Annotated in this window: 20 protein-coding genes; 13 read left to right on the top strand and 7 right to left on the bottom strand. The window is 69.4% G+C overall.

Translation table 11 applies throughout. The features are described from left to right. Positions 1-8 precede the first annotated feature (8 nt). Positions 9-941, top strand: a complete 933-nt coding sequence (locus LXB15_RS05075) for a hypothetical protein (RefSeq protein WP_233951364.1) — start codon at positions 9-11, stop codon at positions 939-941. Here the strand turns inward: LXB15_RS05075 and LXB15_RS05080 are convergent. Both LXB15_RS05080 and LXB15_RS05085 read right to left on the bottom strand, forming a co-directional pair. After that, a complete protein-coding gene (locus LXB15_RS05080) occupies positions 910-1,353 on the bottom strand; it encodes an MgtC/SapB family protein (RefSeq protein ID WP_233951366.1) in 444 nt (147 codons plus the stop codon). The genes LXB15_RS05075 and LXB15_RS05080 overlap by 32 nt on opposite strands. Before the next feature lie 42 nt (positions 1,354-1,395). Then, positions 1,396-2,331, bottom strand: coding sequence for an alpha/beta fold hydrolase (locus tag LXB15_RS05085; RefSeq protein WP_233951368.1), 936 nt, complete (start codon positions 2,329-2,331; stop codon positions 1,396-1,398). A gap of 170 nt (positions 2,332-2,501) precedes the next feature. Here LXB15_RS05085 and LXB15_RS05090 point away from each other — a divergent pair, with 170 nt between their 5' ends. The 3 genes from LXB15_RS05090 (at position 2,502) to LXB15_RS05100 (ending at position 4,947) form a co-directional block, all read left to right on the top strand. Further along, entirely contained in the window at positions 2,502-2,846 is a 345-nt protein-coding gene (locus LXB15_RS05090; RefSeq protein ID WP_233951370.1) for a hypothetical protein, read from the top strand. 92 nt (positions 2,847-2,938) lie between these two features. Beyond that, the gene (locus tag LXB15_RS05095) at positions 2,939-3,970 is read left to right on the top strand and encodes a ribonuclease T (protein WP_233951372.1); all 1,032 of its coding nucleotides are present in this window, start codon (positions 2,939-2,941) and stop codon (positions 3,968-3,970) included. Positions 3,971-4,086: 116 nt separating this feature from the next. Beyond that, positions 4,087-4,947 (top strand): DUF1206 domain-containing protein, encoded by an 861-nt coding sequence (locus tag LXB15_RS05100; RefSeq protein WP_233951373.1) that lies wholly within the window; start codon positions 4,087-4,089, stop codon positions 4,945-4,947. Between the two features lie 98 nt (positions 4,948-5,045). Here the strand turns inward: LXB15_RS05100 and LXB15_RS05105 are convergent, their stop codons facing one another. Then, the gene (locus LXB15_RS05105) at positions 5,046-5,687 is read right to left on the bottom strand and encodes a glutathione S-transferase family protein (RefSeq protein WP_233951375.1); all 642 of its coding nucleotides are present in this window, start codon (positions 5,685-5,687) and stop codon (positions 5,046-5,048) included. Between the two features lie 109 nt (positions 5,688-5,796). Between LXB15_RS05105 and ettA the strand changes: the two genes are divergently transcribed. The 4 genes from ettA (at position 5,797) to LXB15_RS05125 (ending at position 9,964) form a co-directional block, all read left to right on the top strand. After that, positions 5,797-7,446, top strand: a complete 1,650-nt coding sequence (ettA, locus tag LXB15_RS05110) for an energy-dependent translational throttle protein EttA (protein ID WP_233951377.1) — start codon at positions 5,797-5,799, stop codon at positions 7,444-7,446. A 152-nt stretch (positions 7,447-7,598) separates the two neighbouring features. Next, a complete protein-coding gene (locus LXB15_RS05115) occupies positions 7,599-7,886 on the top strand; it encodes a hypothetical protein (protein ID WP_233951380.1) in 288 nt (95 codons plus the stop codon). 229 nt (positions 7,887-8,115) lie between these two features. Then, complete coding sequence (locus LXB15_RS05120) at positions 8,116-9,597, top strand: sensor histidine kinase (RefSeq protein WP_255696719.1); 1,482 nt, start codon at positions 8,116-8,118, stop codon at positions 9,595-9,597. 22 nt (positions 9,598-9,619) lie between these two features. Beyond that, positions 9,620-9,964, top strand: a complete 345-nt coding sequence (locus tag LXB15_RS05125) for a response regulator (RefSeq protein WP_233951384.1) — start codon at positions 9,620-9,622, stop codon at positions 9,962-9,964. Positions 9,965-9,977: 13 nt separating this feature from the next. Here LXB15_RS05125 and LXB15_RS05130 read toward each other — a convergent pair whose 3' ends face one another. Further along, positions 9,978-10,379: a hypothetical protein gene (locus LXB15_RS05130; protein WP_233951386.1), complete on the bottom strand. Its 402-nt coding sequence runs from the start codon at positions 10,377-10,379 to the stop codon at positions 9,978-9,980. Positions 10,380-10,528: 149 nt separating this feature from the next. Here LXB15_RS05130 and LXB15_RS05135 point away from each other — a divergent pair, with 149 nt between their 5' ends. Together LXB15_RS05135 and LXB15_RS05140 are read left to right on the top strand one after the other, a co-directional pair. Further along, the gene (locus LXB15_RS05135) at positions 10,529-11,161 is read left to right on the top strand and encodes a DedA family protein (protein WP_233951388.1); all 633 of its coding nucleotides are present in this window, start codon (positions 10,529-10,531) and stop codon (positions 11,159-11,161) included. Between the two features lie 29 nt (positions 11,162-11,190). Beyond that, on the top strand, positions 11,191-11,814 hold the full coding sequence (locus tag LXB15_RS05140; protein ID WP_370640208.1) for a molybdenum cofactor sulfurase: 624 nt from the start codon (positions 11,191-11,193) through the stop codon (positions 11,812-11,814). On the opposite strand, the gene LXB15_RS05145 is transcribed toward LXB15_RS05140, so the two are convergent. Both LXB15_RS05145 and tsaA read right to left on the bottom strand, forming a co-directional pair. Then, positions 11,811-12,182: a DUF2293 domain-containing protein gene (locus LXB15_RS05145; protein WP_233951392.1), complete on the bottom strand. Its 372-nt coding sequence runs from the start codon at positions 12,180-12,182 to the stop codon at positions 11,811-11,813. The genes LXB15_RS05140 and LXB15_RS05145 overlap by 4 nt on opposite strands. A gap of 7 nt (positions 12,183-12,189) precedes the next feature. Then, complete coding sequence (gene tsaA, locus LXB15_RS05150; RefSeq protein WP_233951394.1) at positions 12,190-12,711, bottom strand: tRNA (N6-threonylcarbamoyladenosine(37)-N6)-methyltransferase TrmO; 522 nt, start codon at positions 12,709-12,711, stop codon at positions 12,190-12,192. A gap of 123 nt (positions 12,712-12,834) precedes the next feature. On the opposite strand from tsaA, the gene LXB15_RS05155 reads away from it, so the two are divergent. Together LXB15_RS05155 and metF are read left to right on the top strand one after the other, a co-directional pair. Next, entirely contained in the window at positions 12,835-13,848 is a 1,014-nt protein-coding gene (locus tag LXB15_RS05155; RefSeq protein WP_233951396.1) for a metalloregulator ArsR/SmtB family transcription factor, read from the top strand. A 12-nt stretch (positions 13,849-13,860) separates the two neighbouring features. After that, the gene (gene metF / locus LXB15_RS05160) at positions 13,861-14,778 is read left to right on the top strand and encodes a methylenetetrahydrofolate reductase [NAD(P)H] (RefSeq protein ID WP_233951398.1); all 918 of its coding nucleotides are present in this window, start codon (positions 13,861-13,863) and stop codon (positions 14,776-14,778) included. Positions 14,779-15,187: 409 nt separating this feature from the next. Here the strand turns inward: metF and LXB15_RS05165 are convergent, their stop codons facing one another. After that, entirely contained in the window at positions 15,188-16,453 is a 1,266-nt protein-coding gene (locus tag LXB15_RS05165; RefSeq protein ID WP_233951400.1) for an amidase, read from the bottom strand. Between the two features lie 168 nt (positions 16,454-16,621). On the opposite strand from LXB15_RS05165, the gene LXB15_RS05170 reads away from it, so the two are divergent. Further along, on the top strand, positions 16,622-17,842 hold the full coding sequence (locus LXB15_RS05170; RefSeq protein WP_233951401.1) for an alanine racemase: 1,221 nt from the start codon (positions 16,622-16,624) through the stop codon (positions 17,840-17,842). Positions 17,843-17,850: the final 8 nt, after the last annotated feature.

Raw genomic sequence — 17,850 nt, forward strand, 5'->3', positions numbered from 1 at the left:
ACGGCCCGATGATCGGCTGGGAAACACCGCCCGGACGCTTCGAGCGCCTCGTCAACAAGCTTCCCGAGGGGGCGGTGCTGCGCGGCGTGTTCGTGTCGCTGCTCGCCGTCTCGGCGTCGATCGTCTATCTCGACTACCGCGACCTTGCGGCCGCGTCCGAGGACGTCGAGCGGACGATGCGCACCGAGCCGCTGCCGCTTGAGCGGCCGGAACCGGGAGACCAGGTCCGCCCCTATCTGCCGCGCACCATCCCGGTCGGCCCGGATCGCGGCGAGCCGACGCTGCCCGGCTATGACGGGCCGGTCGGCGGCGAGGCGATGGCCGAGCCGATGCGCTTCGTGGCGGCGCCGGGCGGCGCGGTGTCGGCGATCGGCCGGATCGAGATCGGCACCGGCGCGCAGCTGACGGCATTCCTCGCCGAAGAGGGCATTCGCGCCGGTTCGACGGTGCACCTGCATTCGCCGGGCGGCTCGGTGGACGATGCGATCGAGATGGCGCGGGAGATCAGGCGGCTGCGGCTTTCCACCGCGGTGCCGGACGACGGCTACTGTGCCTCGGCCTGTCCGCTGGTGCTCGCCGGTGGGGTCACGCGGGCCGCCGGTGCGGGCGCCTGGGTCGGCGTCCACCAGGTCTATGCCGTCGACATTCCCGGCATGCCAGAACTGCGCGACGTGGGCGCCTCGATCTCCCAGATCCAGGCCACCATCGCCCGCTGCCAGGAACTGCTGGTCAAGATGGGGGTTGATCCGGCGGTGTGGATCAAGGCGATGCAGACCCCGCCGGAGGAGCTCTACGTGCTGACGGAGGAGGACCTTTCAAGCTACCGGATGGTGCAGGCCGAGCCGGACCCGGCGCTGTTCATCGGCCCGCCGGCTCCGGAGGCGCTGCTCGACGAGGGTAATGTAGCCGTCACTCCAGCCACTTCACCAGACGCAGGATGATAAGGGTCATCACGACGGCGATGATGGCCAGGACGTACTCGCCGAGGCCGCAGGCAAGCCCGACCGCGCCCGCCAGCCAGAGCGACGCGCCGGTGGTCAGCCCCCTGACCTGACCGCGCGCCTGGATGATCGCGCCGGCGGCAAGGAAGGCGACGCCGGCGGTGATCGCCTCGACGATGCGGACGGGGTCGGAGCGGATGTCGTCACCCTCGAAGCGGTGGATCAGCTGCACCATCAGCAGCGTGAAGACGCAGGCGCCGATGCCGACCAGCATGTGCGTGCGCAGTCCGGCGTCATGCTCGTTGCGTTCGCGCTCGAAGCCGATGGCGGCCGTCATTGCGGCGGCCGCCGCGAGCCGTGCAGCCTGGGTCAGCGCGGCCGACCACATGCCTGGTTCGATCACTTCGTTCATCGTCCCCTCCCGAGACTGCCGATAGCCAGAAGAAACGCCGTTTCAGCCCGGCAGTTTCGCGCCGAGCCAGCCGATCAGGCTGGCGACCGCGGCGGCGCGGAAGGGCTCGACCTCGTGCAGCGTCTCGTGGCGCGCCGCTTCGACGATTTCCACCGTGACGTCGCTGCTGCCGGCAAGGCGCAGCCGGCCGGCGAGCTGGCGCACCGCCTCGCCGTAGCCGGTCGCCGGGTCGCCGGTGCCGGCGAGGAGGTGGACCGGCAGCGCCGCGGGCAGCATCGACAGGCCGGCCTCCGAGCCGCCCTGGAACATCAGCGACAGCACGTCCTCCATCATCGAGATGCTGGGGGAGAAGCCGCAGAGCGGGTCGGCGATGTAGGCGTCGACCGCCGCGGGGTCGTGCGACAGCCAGTCGAACATGGTGCGGCGCGGCTCGATCGCCTTGCCCCAGGCCTCGAAGGTGGCGCGCTGAAGGAGGCGGCTCGGCACGTCGGAACCCTTCAGGGCCTTCTCGACCTTCAGGGCGGCGCGGCCGACGCGCTCCTCGAGACCGGTCGAGAGATCGGCGTTCCAGACCGCGAGCGCCGCCAGGTCGCCGCCGTGCCGCTCGGCGTAGTTGAGGGCGATGATGCCGCCCATGGAATGGCCGAAGACGGCGACGGGCAGGCCGGGATGGCGGGCGATGGCGTCGGCATGCACCGACCGGCAGTCCAGCATCACCTTCTCGGCGCCGCCCTTGCGGGCGAAGCGGCGGAGCACGGCGTCGGCCGCCACGGTGGAGCCATGGCCGCGATGGTCGTGGGCGAAGACGTGGTAGCCGGCATCGGCGAGCTCGCCGGCGAGCCGGCCATAGCGGCCGGCATGTTCGGCAAGGCCGTGGAAGACCAGCACGATGCCGCGCGGGGCGCCGACCGCCTTGCGGCTGTAGACGTGCACCGCCGCACCGGAGCGGCTGTCGAGGGTGAACTGGTCGTCGAACATCAGCCTCGCCGATACCGCATTGATGGCGCCTGAGATAGGGCCGGCCGGCCGGCGAGACTGGTGGACGCGGCGGCGCCGCGTCGTCCGGCGCGCCACGGGGCGGGGATCCGGAAGTGGGCGGACCACGGGGCCGTCCTTGCTCCCGCCCCATCGCCTTGCTAGCGCAGGGCATGCGCCTGCTCCCCACCGTCCTTCTCGCCGCCCTTTCCGTGTCTGCCGGGCTCCCCGCCGTCCCGGCACTGGCCGACGTGCCGGTGACCGGCCGCTTCATCGCCGAGGCGCGCTGTCCGTCGCTGCCGGAGATCGGCACGGTGGACAATCCGGGAGCGGTGGCGACGGAGCCCGGCCGCGCGTACCGGCTGCTGGCGCGGACCGCCGCGCCGGCGACGCATTACCTGATCGAGATCCCCGGCGCCGAGCCGCCGCGCCGCTGGGTGCCGATCGGCTGCGGCCGCGTCGAGGCGGAGGGCGAGGCGGCGAGCCTGCGCCAAGAAGAGTTCGCCCGCTTCACCTGAGCGTCATGCGATTACGCTCGCCGATGCTAAAATAATGCAGTAACATGACGGCATCTACTGGCGTCGTTCATCATCCATCGGGAGTTTCAGCGATGCGGCGGGGTCTTCTGTTTGCAGGCGCCGGCCTGATGCTGCTGCTGCCGGGACAGGCGGGGGCGCAGGTACCGCTCGACGGTTTCGTCGTGGCGCGCTCGGAATGCCCGGCGACGCCGGCGATCCGCAACGACGCCAATCCCGGCAATGTCAGCCTCACGCTGGACCGGGCCTATCGGCTGATCGGCGAGAACCGCGCCAACGGCACGCATTATCTCATCGAGGTGCCGGGCGCCGAGCCGTCCCGGCGCTGGATCGCCAAGGGCTGCGGCGACTGGGTGGAAATGGTCTCGCCCAGCGACGGCAGCGGCGGCCAGGCGCCGGACGGCGGCACCGGGCCGGTGGCGGGCGGCGGTGCCCAGGGGAGCGGCGCGGCGCACCCCGACCTCGTCATCGCCATCAGCTGGCAGCCGGGTTTCTGCGAGACCCGGCCCTCCAAGCCCGAATGCGTCGACCAGATCAAGGGCCGCTTCGACACGACGCATTTCTCGCTGCACGGGCTCTGGCCGCAGCCGCGCGGCGTCGAATATTGCGAAGTCTCCGCCGAGGCGAGGGCCGACGACCGGGCCGGACGCTGGGACGAACTGGCGCCGGTGGAACTGTCGCCCGAGACGCAGGCGGCGCTCGACGAGACGATGCCCGGCACCCGCTCGGCGCTGGAACGCCACGAATGGACCAAGCACGGCACCTGCTACGGCACCGATGCGGAGGAGTATTTCGCCGATTCGCTGATCGTCATGGCGGCGGTGAACGATTCGGCGGTGCGGACGCTGTTTGCCGACCGGATCGGCGAGGAGGTGACGCAGGCCGAGATCCGCGCCGCCTTCGACGAGGCTTTCGGCGAGGGGGCCGGCGAGCGGGTGCGGGTCTCCTGCGCCAATGACGGCGGGCGGCGGATCGTCACCGAACTCACCGTGGGCCTCGCCGGCGAGATCAGCCCCGATGCGGACCTCGCCGAACTGATCCAGGCGGCGCCGTCCACCGACGGCGGCTGCCCCGGCGGGGTGGTCGACGCCGTCGGGCTGCAGTAGCCGCGGCGGGGGCCGACGCCCGGCCGTGGGATCGGCCGGAGGGGGCCGGACATTCCGTGTAGGGAACGATGCATGGCCGCGGCGATTGACCCAAGAGTCAATTCGCGGAGCCCAGCATGCCCTCATCCGATTTCTCCTGGTCCATCCCCTTCATGCGCGCCGGCTATGCCGGCCGCGGCCTGGTCTATCTGGTGGTCGCCGGCTTCTCGCTCTACGCGATCTGGCTGGGCGGGCAGGCGCAGGGGACGTCCTCGGCGCTCGATCAGCTGGAGAACACCGGCTGGGGCATGGCCGTGCTGTTCCTGATCTTCCTCGGCATGCTGGCCTATGCGATCTGGCGCCTGATCGACGCGATCTACGATCTCGAGGCCTATGGCAGCGAGGCCAAGGGGATGATCGCGCGCACCGGCATGCTGATCACCGGCCTCATCCACCTGGCGATCGGCATCTCGGCCTTCTCGCTGCTGTTCCTGGGCGGCGGCGACAGCGGCGGTGGCGGCGGATCGTCGATCACCGGCGCGGTGTCGACGGTCATGGGCCTGCCGGCCGGGCGCTGGATCGTCGGCATCGTCGGTGCGATCGTCATCGCGACGGGCGGCTATTATCTCCACAAGGCGTGGAAGGAGAAATACCGCCAGCATATCCGCGCCAACGAGTTCACGCTGCGCTGGAACTTCATGCTGAAGGCCGGGCTCGGGGCGCAGGGGCTGGTCATCGCCATCATCGGCGGGCTGTTCGTTTATGCGGCCTGGCGCGCCAATGCGAGCGAGGCAGGCGGGGTCGGCGAGGCTTTCGACTGGCTGACGGCGCAGCCCTACGGGCAGTTCCTCGTTGTGTTCGTCTGCATCGGCCTGCTCGGCTTCGCGCTGTTCTGCTTCGTCAACGCCGCCTACCGGATCATCCCGAAGGCAGAGGGCGACGACATCGAGACGCTTGGCGCCCGGCTCGAGGCCAAGGCGAAGCGGGAGATCGGCTAGGCGCCGCTTCCGAAACAGCGCGCGGGTCCCGGACGAGGCGATGACTCCACCCGGGCGGTCTCACGGCAGGAAGCCACAGCGTCCGGCGGCAAGGGCGGTCAGGTCACCCGCAATTCGTCGTAGGAGACCATGACGTGCTCGCGATACGCGGGCCGCTCGGTCAGCGCGGCGTAATAGCGCGCGATCGCGGGGTGCGAGGGGCGCTCGATCGGCAGGTCGAAATAGCGGTAGAGCAGGTAGCCGAACTGCATGTCGGCGAGGGTGAAGTCCGGGCCGGCGAGGAAGCCGTGCTCGGCGATGCGCGCCTCGGCGATGTCGAATTTGGGCTTGAGCGCCTGGACCGCGGCGGCGATGGCGCGCTCATCGCGGTCGGCTTCCGGTACGCGCACGATCTGCCAGAACACCGGGCCGTTGAAGTTCTGCCAGATGTTCAGCCGGGCCCATTCACCCCATTTGTCGACCTGGGCGCGTTCCGACAGATCGGCCGGCCAGAACGGCCCCGCGCCGTAGCGGCTGGCGAGATAGCGCGTGATGACGGCGGATTCGAACAGCGGCGCGTCGTCCCCGTCCTTCAGCACCGGCACCAGGCCGTTGGGGTTCATCGCCAGGAATTCCGGCGTGTCGTTGCCGCCGTAGCGGTGGCCGACATCGTGGCGGCGGACCGCCAGGCCGAGCTCGGCGATGCACCACATCACCATCTGCACGTTGGATGAGCTTCGGCGTCCCCAAACAGTCAGCATTCTTGTCTCCCCGGTCCTTCCCGCAGGCGTGACGCCGTTGCGGCGGCCGCCTCGATGGCTTACGTACGGCGCAATCTTCCATCATTCCGACACGGAGCGACCGCGCGCCATGGCACGCCAGTTCATCTATCACATGTCCGGCCTGACCAAGGCCTATGGCAACAAGAAGGTCCTCGAGAACGTCCATCTGTCGTTCTACCCCGATGCCAAGATCGGCATTCTCGGCCCCAACGGCTCCGGCAAGTCGACGCTGCTGCGGATCATGGCGGGCACCGACCGGGACTTCACCGGCGAGGCGTGGGCGGCCGACGGCGCCACGGTCGGCTACCTGCCGCAGGAGCCGCAGCTCGACGAGAGCAAGACGGTGTTCGAGAACGTCATGGAAGGCGTCGCCGAGAAACAGGCGATCCTCGACCGCTACAACGAACTGATGATGAACTACTCCGAGGAGACGGCGGAGGAGGGGGCGAAGCTCCAGGACGTCATCGACGCGCAGAATCTCTGGGACCTCGAGAACCAGGTCGAGATGGCGATGGACGCGCTCGGCTGCCCGCCGAAGGACGCCAATGTCGTCGCGCTTTCCGGCGGCGAGAAGCGGCGCGTCGCGCTCTGCAAGCTGCTGCTGTCGAAGCCCGACATCCTGCTGCTCGACGAGCCGACCAACCATCTCGACGCCGAGACGATCCTCTGGCTGGAAAAGCACCTTCGCGAGTACGAGGGCTCGGTGCTGATGGTCACCCATGATCGCTACTTCCTCGACAACGTCACCGGCTGGATCCTCGAGCTCGATCGCGGCCGCGGCGTGCCCTACGAGGGCAACTACTCGGTCTATCTGGAGAAGAAGGCCAAGCGCATGCAGCAGGAAGGGCGCGAGGACGACGCCCGCGTGCGGGCGCTGACGCGGGAGCGCGAGTGGATCCAGCAGGGCGCCAAGGCCCGCCAGACCAAGTCCAAGGCGCGCATCAAGGCCTATAACGAGCTGGTCGAGGCCGCCGAGAACCGCAAGCCCGCCGACGGCCGGATCGTCATCCCGACCGGCGAGCGGCTCGGCAACCGGGTGATCGAGGTCGAGAACCTGTCGAAGAGCTTCGGCGACCAGGTGCTGATCGAGAACCTCTCGTTCAAGCTGCCCGCCGGCGGCATCGTCGGCATCATCGGGCCGAACGGCGCCGGCAAGTCGACGCTGTTCAAGATGATCACCGGGCAGGAGAAGCCGGATTCCGGCAAGATCGAGATCGGCGAGACCGTCGACCTCGGCTATGTCGACCAGAGCCGCGACCATCTCGACGGCTCGAAGAACGTCTGGGAGGAAATCTCCGGCGGCGTCGACATCATGAAGCTCGGCAAATACGAGATGAACTCCCGGGCCTATGTCGGCAACTTCAACTTCAAGGGCCCGGACCAGCAGCAGAAGGTCGGCACGCTCTCGGGCGGCCAGCGCAACCGCGTGCACCTCGCCAAGATGCTGAAGTCCGGCGCCAACGTCATCCTGCTCGACGAGCCGACCAACGATCTCGACACCGAGACGCTGACCGCGCTCGAGGACGCGCTGGAGGAATACGCCGGCTGCGCGGTGGTGATCAGCCATGACCGCATGTTCCTCGACCGGCTGGCGACGCACATCCTCGCCTTCGAGGGCGACAGCCACGTCGAATGGTTCGAGGGCAATTTCGAGGATTACGAGCAGGACAAGATCCGGCGCCTCGGCCCCGAGTCGGTCAACCCCAAGCGCCCGACCTACAAGCGCCTGACGCGCTGATCCGGACAATGCCGGGCCGTCCCGCGGGCGGCCCGGCGCGACGGCTAGGCGTTCCGGCCGCCGCTTGCTATCCAGGGTCACGGATCGGCGCAGGCAGGGATGTCGCGATGAAGAAGTGCGGACTGGGTGTAGCGGCGTTGGTGTGTTCCGGGATGCTGCTCCTTGGCCAGGGGACGGCCGCGGCCCGACCGGCCAAGTGCTTCGCCACCGACGACGGGCATTTCGACTGCGATTTCACGGCGACGGATGCGGCCGGCAGCTTCACCATCGTCGGACCCGAGGCGACCTACATCCTCGTGATCGACGAACCCGGCAAGGCGTTCGGCTTCGTCAATCTCGGCAACCGCAACATCCCGCTGGCCGGCACCTTCCTGCGCGAGCAGGACGATCCGGCCTGCTGGGCGAATGCCGAGACCTCGACCCGCATCTGTGCCTGGTAGAGGGTTCCCGGCACCGTCGGCGGGGGCCAAGGTGAAGCGGCAGCCGCCGTCATCTCGGCGCGACCGCGGCAAGCCCGGCCTGTGTTTCGCTGGCCAATGTTTGCCAACTCACTGAATTCGCATGTATCGCGCGCTGCACCGGCCAAGGTTGGCTTAACCGTCTGTTGCAGTCTTTCCAATAAATTCAGATAACACGTTCCGAGAGAGCCGGCCGAGACCAGCGAAGCGCATGAGTAGTTCTGATTTCCAGCGGATTTTCGAGGTCCTTCCGACACCGTACATGGTCCTTGACCGGGAGCTTCGGTATGTTGCGGTGAACCGCGCCTATGCCGACGTGGTGTTGCGGAGCCAGGAGGAACTGGTCGGACACCAGCTGTTCGCGCTGTTCCCTGACGATGGCGAAAGCGGGCGGCGGCTGCGCGCCTCGTTCGAGCAGGTGCTGGCGACCGGCGAGCCAGACACGATCGCCTTCATCCCCTACGACATCCCGCTGCCGGAAGAGCGGGGCGGCGGCGTCGAGAAGCGCTACTGGACCGCCACCCACACGCCGATTCTCGGGGAGGGCGGGCAGGTCGACTACATCGTCCAGAACACGATCGACGTCACCGACATCGTCCGCATCAAGGAGGCCGGCACGCTGCCGTTCCGCTCGATCCCTGGCGAGCTGGCGCTCTTGCGCCATGCGCAGGAGGTCGAGGAGGCCTACCAGGAGAAGGTCTCGGAGAGCGAGGAATTCCGCCGGCTGTTCCGCCAGGCACCCGGCATGATCGCCGTGCTGGAAGGCCCGGAGCACGTGTTCACCTTCGTCAACGACAGCTATCTGCGCTTCATCGGCAACCGCAACCTGATCGGCCTGCCGATCCGGCAGGTGCTGCCGGACATCGCCGGCCAGGGCTACTTCGAGATGCTGGACCGGGTCTACGAGAGCGGCCAGTCGGTCACCGGCGAGGGGGTGCGGCTGATGCTCCAGAGCGGGCCCGACGCCGAGCCGGTCGAGGCCTTCCTCGACTTTTCCTACAACGCGATCCGCGACGGGGAAGGCCGGGTCAGCGGCGTGTTCGTGCAGGCGACCGACCGCACGGAATCGGTGCGGGCCGCCGAACGCCAGCGCCTGCTGATCGACGAGCTGAACCACCGGGTGAAGAACACGCTGTCGACCGTGCAGTCGATGGCCCGCCAGAGCTTCCGCAACATCCGCAACCCCGAGGAAGCGCGCTACGCCTTCGAGGCGCGGATCATGGCGCTGAGCCAGGCGCACAACGTCCTGTCGGCGCGCCGCTGGGAAGCCGCGAGCCTGTCGGTGCTGCTGACGCAGGAGCTGTCGGTGTTCTCGCCGCCGCGCGTCTCCGTCGCCGGACCGGAGGTGCACCTGTCGGCGAAATCGGCGATCGCCCTCGCAATGGTGTTCCACGAACTCGCCTCGAACGCCGCCCGCTACGGCGCCATGTCCGGCGACGAGGGCCGACTCGACGTGACGTGGACCACCAGCGGACACGGGGCCAACCGCACGCTGGACGTGGTCTGGCAGGAGCAGGCCCCGGCCGCCGCGCCGCGCGATCTCATGCCCGGTTTCGGCATGCGGATCCTCAAGCGGATCATCGAGGGGGAACTGTCGGGCACGCTGGCTCTTGACCTTCTCGATGCCGGCCTCATCTGCCGGTTCCAGGTAGCGCTCGCCGAGGTCGAGGATATTGAAAGTTCAGCCGCATAGGCAGTCCGGGGATCTGAGCGGGGTGAAGGTCTTCGTCGTCGAGGACGAAAGTCTCGTGGCGATGCAGCTGGAAGACATGCTCGACGACCTCGGCTGCGACGTCGTGGCGACCGCCATGCGCGTCAGCGGCGCGCACCGGCTGATCGACTCCGGCATCGAGATCGACGTGGCGATCCTCGACGTCAATATCGGCGGCGAGACGGTCTATGCGGTGGCCGAGCGGATGCGCGAGGCCGGGATCCCGATCGTCTTCGCCACCGGCTACGGCCGCGGCGGCGTCGAGGAGCGCTGGCACGACTGCCCGATCCTGCAGAAGCCCTACACGATCCAGCAGATCGAGAGTTCGATCGACACCGTTCTTCGCTAGGCCCTGCCGCCGGTCACTCGTCGCGGGTGCCGGTCAGCAGCATGACCAGCGCCCGCTCGCCGATGCCGATCGTCGCCACGGCGGCATCCGGATGAAGCGTCCGCAGCTCCTCGTGCCGGGCGTGATCCGCCAGCAGCATCAGCCGGATCCCCGCCGCCGTGAGCGCCGCGTCGAGTTCGCCGTCCAGCGAGGCGTCCGGCGCCAGCGCCACCACCGCCAGGGAGAAGCGCCGCCGCAGCAGGCGGTCGAGCGCCGTCGCCCGGTCGGGTACGATGGTGGCCCGCGCGCCGGCGGCCTCCAGCGCGTTGGCCGTGCGCATGGCGCGCCTGGCGTCCGGGTCGACGACCAGCGCCTCGCTGCCGGCGAGGAGGCTTGCCCAGGAGAAATTGTCGAAACTGTCGAGGCCGGTGCTCATGGCGCGAGCAGAGCACCCGCCCCATCCCGCGGCAAGCCATTCCGTCCTGCTGCGTTGCAACGGGGCGAAGCGCGCGCTATCGGAACGGCCATCGACGCGATCGGGCCGGCCACGTCCTGCCGCGCGAGCCGGCCCAAGTGGATGATGCGATGGACGTTTTCGTCAAGACCATGATGGACAGCTTCGGGCCGTTCGGCATCGCGCTGCTGATGCTGCTGGAGAACATCTTCCCGCCGATCCCGTCGGAACTGATCATGCCGCTGGCGGGCTACGAGGCGGCGGCCGGGCGCATGTCGATCGTGACGGTGATCCTGGCCGGGACGATCGGATCGCTGGCCGGCGTGGTGCCGTGGTACTACGCGGGCCGCTTCATGGGCGAGGCGCGGCTGAAGCGACTGGCGGACCGGCACGGGCGCTGGATGACGCTGTCGCCCGGCGACGTGGACGTGGCCAATGCCTGGTTCCGCCGGCATGGCGTCATGGCGGTGCTGTTCGGGCGCCTGGTGCCGACGGTGCGGACGCTGATCTCGGTGCCGGCCGGCATCGCCTGCATGCCGATCGGCACGTTCCTGATCTTCTCGGCCATCGGCAGCGCGATCTGGACCTCGCTGCTGGCCCTGGCGGGCTATCTGCTGGGCCAGAACTACGACGCCGTGGAGGGATATGTCGGGCCGGTTTCGAATGCGGTGCTGGCGGTGATCGTGCTCTTCTACATCTACCGGGTGGTCACCTTCGAACGCTCGCACGCGGCGGAATTCAATCGCGACGACCGGGAGGCCTGACCTTGGCGAGCAGCGCGACGGGGCAGGAGATGCTGGACCTGGGTGAGGCGGCCGAGCCCGACCGGGCGGCCGCGCCGCAGCGCCGGCCGGGCTTGCGGCTCGCCGGCCGCGCCACCGCGCTCTACCGCACCGCCGGCAGCGGCTTCGAGACGAGCCAGGTGGCGGCGCTCGACCTCGGCTTCGACGGGCTCGACGGCGACCGCCACGGCGGCCTGACGCGGCGGGCCGGCGGCCGCGAGCCCTGGTATCCCCGCGGCACCGAGATCCGCAACGAGCGGCAGGTTTCGCTGCTTGCGGCCGACGAACTCGCCGAGACGGCGGAAGCGCTCGGCATCGACGCGATCCGGCCGGAATGGGTCGGCGCCAACCTGCTGATCGCCGGGATCGCCCGGCTCTCCTTCCTGCCGCCGCGCACGCTCCTGATGTTCGAGGGCGGCGTCACGCTGAAGATCGACGGCGACAACGCCCCCTGCCGGGCGGCCGGCCACGCGGTCGCGCGCCACTACGAGGGGCGCGCCGACATTCCCTTCGCCTACGTGCGTGCCGCCAGGCACCGGCGTGGGCTGGTCGGCTGGGTGGAGAAGCCGGGGCGGATCGAGGCCGGCGAGGGGTTCGAGGCGCGCGTGCCGGAGCAGTGGATCTACGGCAGCTAGTCGTCGCGACCGAGACCGGCGGAACCGGCATCGTCGGTGTCCGGCATGTCGTCGGGAAGATTGTCTTCCGAAAAGTCCGGATCGAGGCGCCTTGTTGCGCCCCATCGGTCGAGCACGTCGTTGATGTCGTCCAGGACGAAGTAGCGCGCGGCGTCGCGGTCGTAGCCGTCGTCCATCAGCACGTCGTAGTCGGTATGGGCGTGGCGAATATGCGAGATCGCCGCCAGCCATGTCGCCCGCTCCGGCGACAGCGGGCGCATGTGGCGCGAGCGCGCCGCCTCGCGGATCGCCTCGGCGTCGATGAACGGCGCGCGCGGGATCAGCGCAGTGAGGGCGCGGGCGATGCGCTTCTGGCGTTCGGTGGCCACCTTGGGCTCAGCCCGCGGGCGGTGCGTCGACCGACGCCAGATACGGCTTCAGGTCGATCAGCGGCGTGCCGTCGAGGACGTCGATCGCGTCGATGGTGAGGATGCCGGCCACCGGATCGATGGCGTCGATGCGCACCAGATGCATGCCGATCGGGTTGGGCCGGACCGGCGAGCGCAGCGAGAAGGAGCCGCGCGGGCCGCTCGCGTGGCGCGGCACCTGCAGCGCCAGGTCACGGGTGGCCTGGTCGAGCCAGGTGAGGAGATGCACGTAGGCGCCCGCCGCCAGGCCCTGAAGCGCCGGCCGGAAGGCGGCGTCGATCTCGACCGTCGCCGGTTGGCCACGCTCCCGCGCCGCGCCGATGTTCTTCGGGCAGGCGCTGCGATCGGCCCAGGGCGAACGGATGCGGCCGATGAAGACTAGGCCGGCATCCCGATAGGCCGGCGCCGGGCCGGCGAACGCCACCTCGCCGGGACGCGCGCCGCCAGCCGGCGCGGCGGACTGCGGCCCGTCGGCCTGGGGGTCGGTCAACGACGGTCACCGGGCAGGGGAGGCACGCCGGACCGGGCGAGCGAGCCGGCGGGTCGCGAAAGCGGCTTGCAGCCGTCGCCGTTTCGATATAAAGATATGTTTATATCGTGATCGGAAGCCTTGATGCTGGACATTCGCAAACTCTCTTTCGGATCCTTCGTCGACGCGCTGAAGGCCGTCGCCGAACCGACCCGGCTGCGACTCGTCCTGCTGCTGGCGCGCAGCGACCTGACCGTCAGCGAGCTTACGTCGATTCTCGGCCAGTCGCAGCCGCGGATCTCGCGGCATCTCAAGCTGCTGGTCGAATCCGGCGTGCTGTCGCGCTACCAGGAAGGCGCCTGGGCGTATTTCCGGGTCTCCGACGAGGCGACCATGTCCGGACTGGTGCGCACGCTGGTCGGCTGGGTCGATGACGGCGATCCGGAGATCCGCCGCGACATGGAGCGGCTGGAATCGGTTCGGGCCGACCGGGCCCGCCGCGCCGCCAGCTATTTCGCCAGCAATGCCGGGCACTGGGACCGCATCCGGGCGCTGCATGCCTCGGACGCCGAGGTGGAGCGGGCGCTGCTAGACGCGCTCGGCCCCAAGCGGATCGGCACGATGCTCGACATCGGCACCGGCACCGGCCGGCTCCTGGAACTGCTCGCGCCGCGCTGCGAGCGGGCGGTCGGTGTCGATGCTTCGCGCGAGATGCTGGCCATCGCCCGCGCCAAGCTCGACCAGGCCGGCATCGCCAACGCGCTGGTGCGCCAGGGCGACGCCTACCATCTGCCGGTGGAGCGCCAGGCCTTCGACCTCGTCACCATCCATCAGGTGCTGCACTATCTCGACGACCCGGCCGCCGCGGTCGCCGAGGCGGCGCGGGCGGTGGCGCCCGGCGGGCGCATGGCGATCATCGACTTCGCCCCGCACTCGCTGGAATTCCTGCGCGCCGAACACGCGCATCTGCGGCTCGGCTTTTCCGACGAGTCGCTGACCGGCTATCTCGACGATGCCGGGCTCGAGACCGTTTCCATCCAGCATCTCGTCTCCAAGGGCGAGCAGACCGGCGAACTCACGGTCACGCTCTGCATCGCCCGCGACCCGCGCCTGCTCGTCGCCGAGCAGGCGTCCACCCATCCTGCCCAAGCCAGCTGAGAAGAACCTGCCATGAGCCGCACCAGCCCGCTTTCCCCTTCCGGGATCAACGTCTCCTTCGAGTTCTTCCCGCCGAAGTCGGAGAAGATGGAGGAGAATCTCTGGCGCTCGATCGAGCGGCTGGCGCCGCTCGGGCCGCGCTTCGTCTCGGTCACCTACGGGGCCGGCGGATCGACCCGCGAGCGCACCCATTCGACCATCGAGCGAATCCTCAAGGAGACCAGCCTGACGCCGGCGGCGCACCTGACCTGCGTCGACGCGTCCCGCGAGGACGTCGACGCGGTGGTGCGCCAGTACTGGGAGACCGGCGTGCGCCATTTCGTGGCGCTGCGCGGCGACAGCCAGGCCGGCGTCGGCGGCGAGTATGTGTCCCGTCCGGACGGCTATCGCAACGCCGTCGAGCTGGTCGCCGGGCTGAAGGCCTTCGCCGATTTCGAGATCTCGGTCTCGGCCTATCCCGAGAAGCATCCCGAGAGCCCGGATTTCGCCACCGACATCGACCTCCTGAAGCGCAAGGTCGACAACGGCGCGACGCGGGCGATCACCCAGTTCTTCTTCGACAACGACGTCTACGAGCGCTTCGTCGAGCGGGTCCGCAAGGCCGGGATCTACATCCCGATCGTGCCCGGCATCGCGCCGATCCACGACTTCACCAAGATCGCCCGCTTCTCCAGTGCCTGCGGCACGAAGATCCCGTCCTGGCTGGCCGAGCGGTTCGACGGGCTGGAGAACGACGAGCAGACCCGAAGCCACGTGGCCGCCGCCGTCTGCGCCGAGCAGGTACTCGACCTCACCAGCCGCGGCATCTCGGACTTCCATTTCTACACGATGAACCGGGCGGACCTCGTCTACTCGATCTGCCACATCCTCGGCCTGCGGGCCGGCAGCACCGGCGGCACGGCGGCCGAGGGCGCTGCGCAGGCGGCCTGAGCCGAGGCCAGCCGCCAGCAAAGTCACATGAAAAAGCCGGGGAGAACCCCGGCTTTTTCGTCTCTGGCGCCACCCTGATGGTGACGATCACCGGCCTGGTCAGGGCACGATTCCCACCACCAGGGCACCGACGAATGCGAATGCGGCACAGATAAACAGCAGGTTCATGGGACGTGTCAGTTCCATTGAAGTGCCTCCTCATCTGACGACGGGTCGGACGTTAACCGAGATCGGCAAATCGTAAAGACGGTTTCGTTGGTGCAGTGCGGCATGAAAATCCGCCGTCGCGGCGGCCAGCCCCTGCGGGTCAACGCGATGCAGCGCGAAGCGGCAGGCTGTATTTTTTTGGCACAGCGGCGCGTCGCGGTGACGTTTCTCCCCGAAGCGATCAGAGAGCGTCCCGCGACGGTCAGGCGCGCAGCCGGGCCTCGAGCAGCGCGCCGATCGCCAGCGCCTCGGCGTCGCGGCCGAAGCGGGTGACGATGCTGATGCCGAGCGGCAGTCCGCCGGCGGTGGCAAGGCCGGGCACGCTGACGGCGGGGTTGCCGGTCAGCGTCCAGAGCTTGTTGAGCGCCGGATCGCCGGTCGAGCCGAGGCCTTCCGGGGCGGCGCCGAGCGCGGACGGCAGCAGCAGCGCGTCGACGGTCTCGAACAGCGTGGTCGCGGCCCGGCGGCCGATCCGGGCGGTGCGGCGGCCGGCATCGTAGGCGGCGGGGGAGGTGGCGGCTCCCTCGTCGAGCTGGGCGAGGACGCGCGGTGCCAGCGCCTCGCGATGGGTGCGGTGCTCCCACATCAGCGCGTGCGCGGCCTCGAAGTTCTGCACGATGCCGTGGACGTCGCGGGCGGCGGCGAGGGCGGCCGGCTCTTCCAGCTCGACGAGCGTCGCGCCGGCAGCTTCCAGCGCCCGGGCGGCCTTGTCCCAGGCTTCCCGCATCTCCGGCTCGATGCCGGCGTCGACACTGCTGCGGTAGAGGCCGAAGGTGAGGCCCGCGGCGTCGGCGAGCGGCGGGGCGGCGAGCGGCCGGCCGGTCAGACGCGCGGCGAGCAGCGCGACGTCGGCGACGCCGGCGGCGAACAGGCCGACCGTGTCCAGCGACCAGGCGAAGGTCTTCATGCCGACACTCGGCAGCAGCCGGAAGCTCGGCTTGTAGCCGGCGATGCCGCAATAGGCGGCCGGCCGCAGCACCGAGCCGCCGGTCTGCGAACCGCAGGCGCCGGCGACCATGCCGGCCGCGACCGCCGCCGCCGAGCCCGAGGACGAGCCGCCGGGCGTGCGGGACAGGTCGTGCGGGTTTCGCGTGGCGCAGGGGTCGAGCGAGGCGAACTGCGTCGTCGCGGTCTTGCCGAGCACCGCGGCGCCGGCCGCCCGCGCCATCGCGACGAGGGCGGCGTCGGCGACCGGGCGGTGGCCGGCATAGAGCGGCGAGCCATGTTCGGTCGCCATGTCGGCGGTGTCGAAGATGTCCTTGACGCCGAACGGCACGCCGGCGAGCGGGCCGGTGGCCGTGATGGCCGCCGCTATGCTCTCCGCCGGGGCGCGGCGCACGAAGGCGGCGATTTCGCCGTCCAGCGCGTCGATGCGCTCCTCAGCCGCGGCGATGGTCCGGGCCGCGGTGGCCCGGCCGCCCTCGATGTCGGCAAGCAGGCGGGCAAGGCCGAGCGGCTGGACGTTCATGCGCGAAGCTCCTAGGGATGACGCGTCCTCAATAGGGCCGGCGACGCCCGGCCGGCAAGGCCGGTCACCAGACCGGGACACGACGATCGACGCTGCCCCGCAACATTCGCCGACGCCGCCCTAGGTGCATCGGCATTGCCCCGTCCGACCCGAAGGCAGGAGCTCTCCTTGCAGAAATTCAAGACCGCCAAGGACGCCGCGCTCGCGCTTCGGCCCGACGTTCCGGTCTACTGCTTCCGGCCGGATGTGCTGAAGGCCGACGCCCGTGGCTTCATGGACGCGTTTCCGGGCGACACCGCCTATGCGGTGAAGACCAATGGCGAGCCGATGGTGCTCTCGGCGCTCGCCGAGGCGGGGGTGAAGATCTTCGACGTCGCCTCGCCGGGCGAGTTCGCCGCCGTCCTCAAGGCGCTGCCGAAGGCCGAGATGCTCTACATGCATCCGGTCAAGGCACAGTCCGACATCAGGCTGGCGCTCGAGACCTACGGCATCCGCGTGCTGTCGCTCGACCACGAGGACGAGGTCGCCAAGATCCTGCGGATCGTCCGGGCCCTCGACCTCGACCCCGGCACGATCACGCTGTTCGTGCGCATCCAGACCAAGGGCCATGCCGCCTACGAGCTGTCGAAGAAGTTCGGCGCGGCCCCGGCGCACGCGGTCGAACTGCTGCAGCGCTGCCACAAGATCGGCTTCAAGGTCGGCATCTGCTTCCATGTCGGCTCGCAGATCGAGGACCCCGACACCTACGAGCGGGCGCTCGCCTCGGCCGACTGGGTGCGCAACCGCGCCGACGTGCCGCTCGCCGGGCTCGACGTCGGCGGCGGCTTCCCGGCGGAATACGGCCACGACCCGCGCCGCAAGAAGCGCGAGATGCCGGGGCTCGGGCAGATCATGTCGCGGCTGCGCGGCGACCTGAAGGAATGGGGCTTCGACGACATGCCGCTGGTCGCCGAGCCCGGCCGGGTGATCGTGGCGCGCTCCTTCTCGCTGGTCGTGCGGGTGCTGCTGAGGAAGGGCAAGCGGCTCTACATCAATGACGGCATCTGGGCGTCGCTGTCGGACTCATGGACCGGCAAGATCACCCTGCCGGCCCGCTTCATCCCGGATCCGGCGCGCCAGAGCCGCAACGGCGACCCGTCGAAGATCGAGGCGTTCAAGGTGTGCGGCGCGACCTGCGACAGCGTCGACATCCTGTCGCGGCCGTTCTGGCTGCCGGAGACGGTGGACACCGGCGACTGGATCGAGATCGGCCATATCGGCGCCTATTCCCTGTCGCTCAGGACCCGTTTCAACGGCTTCTATCCGGACACGTTCGTCGAGGTGACGACGCCGTTCGACGAGGGCGAGGCGGCGGAGGGCTATGCGAGCCTGGAGACGATGGCGGATTGAGGCGACCG

It is taken from the genome of Aurantimonas sp. HBX-1, from assembly GCF_021391535.1.
Classification (GTDB): Bacteria; Pseudomonadota; Alphaproteobacteria; order Rhizobiales; family Rhizobiaceae; genus Aurantimonas.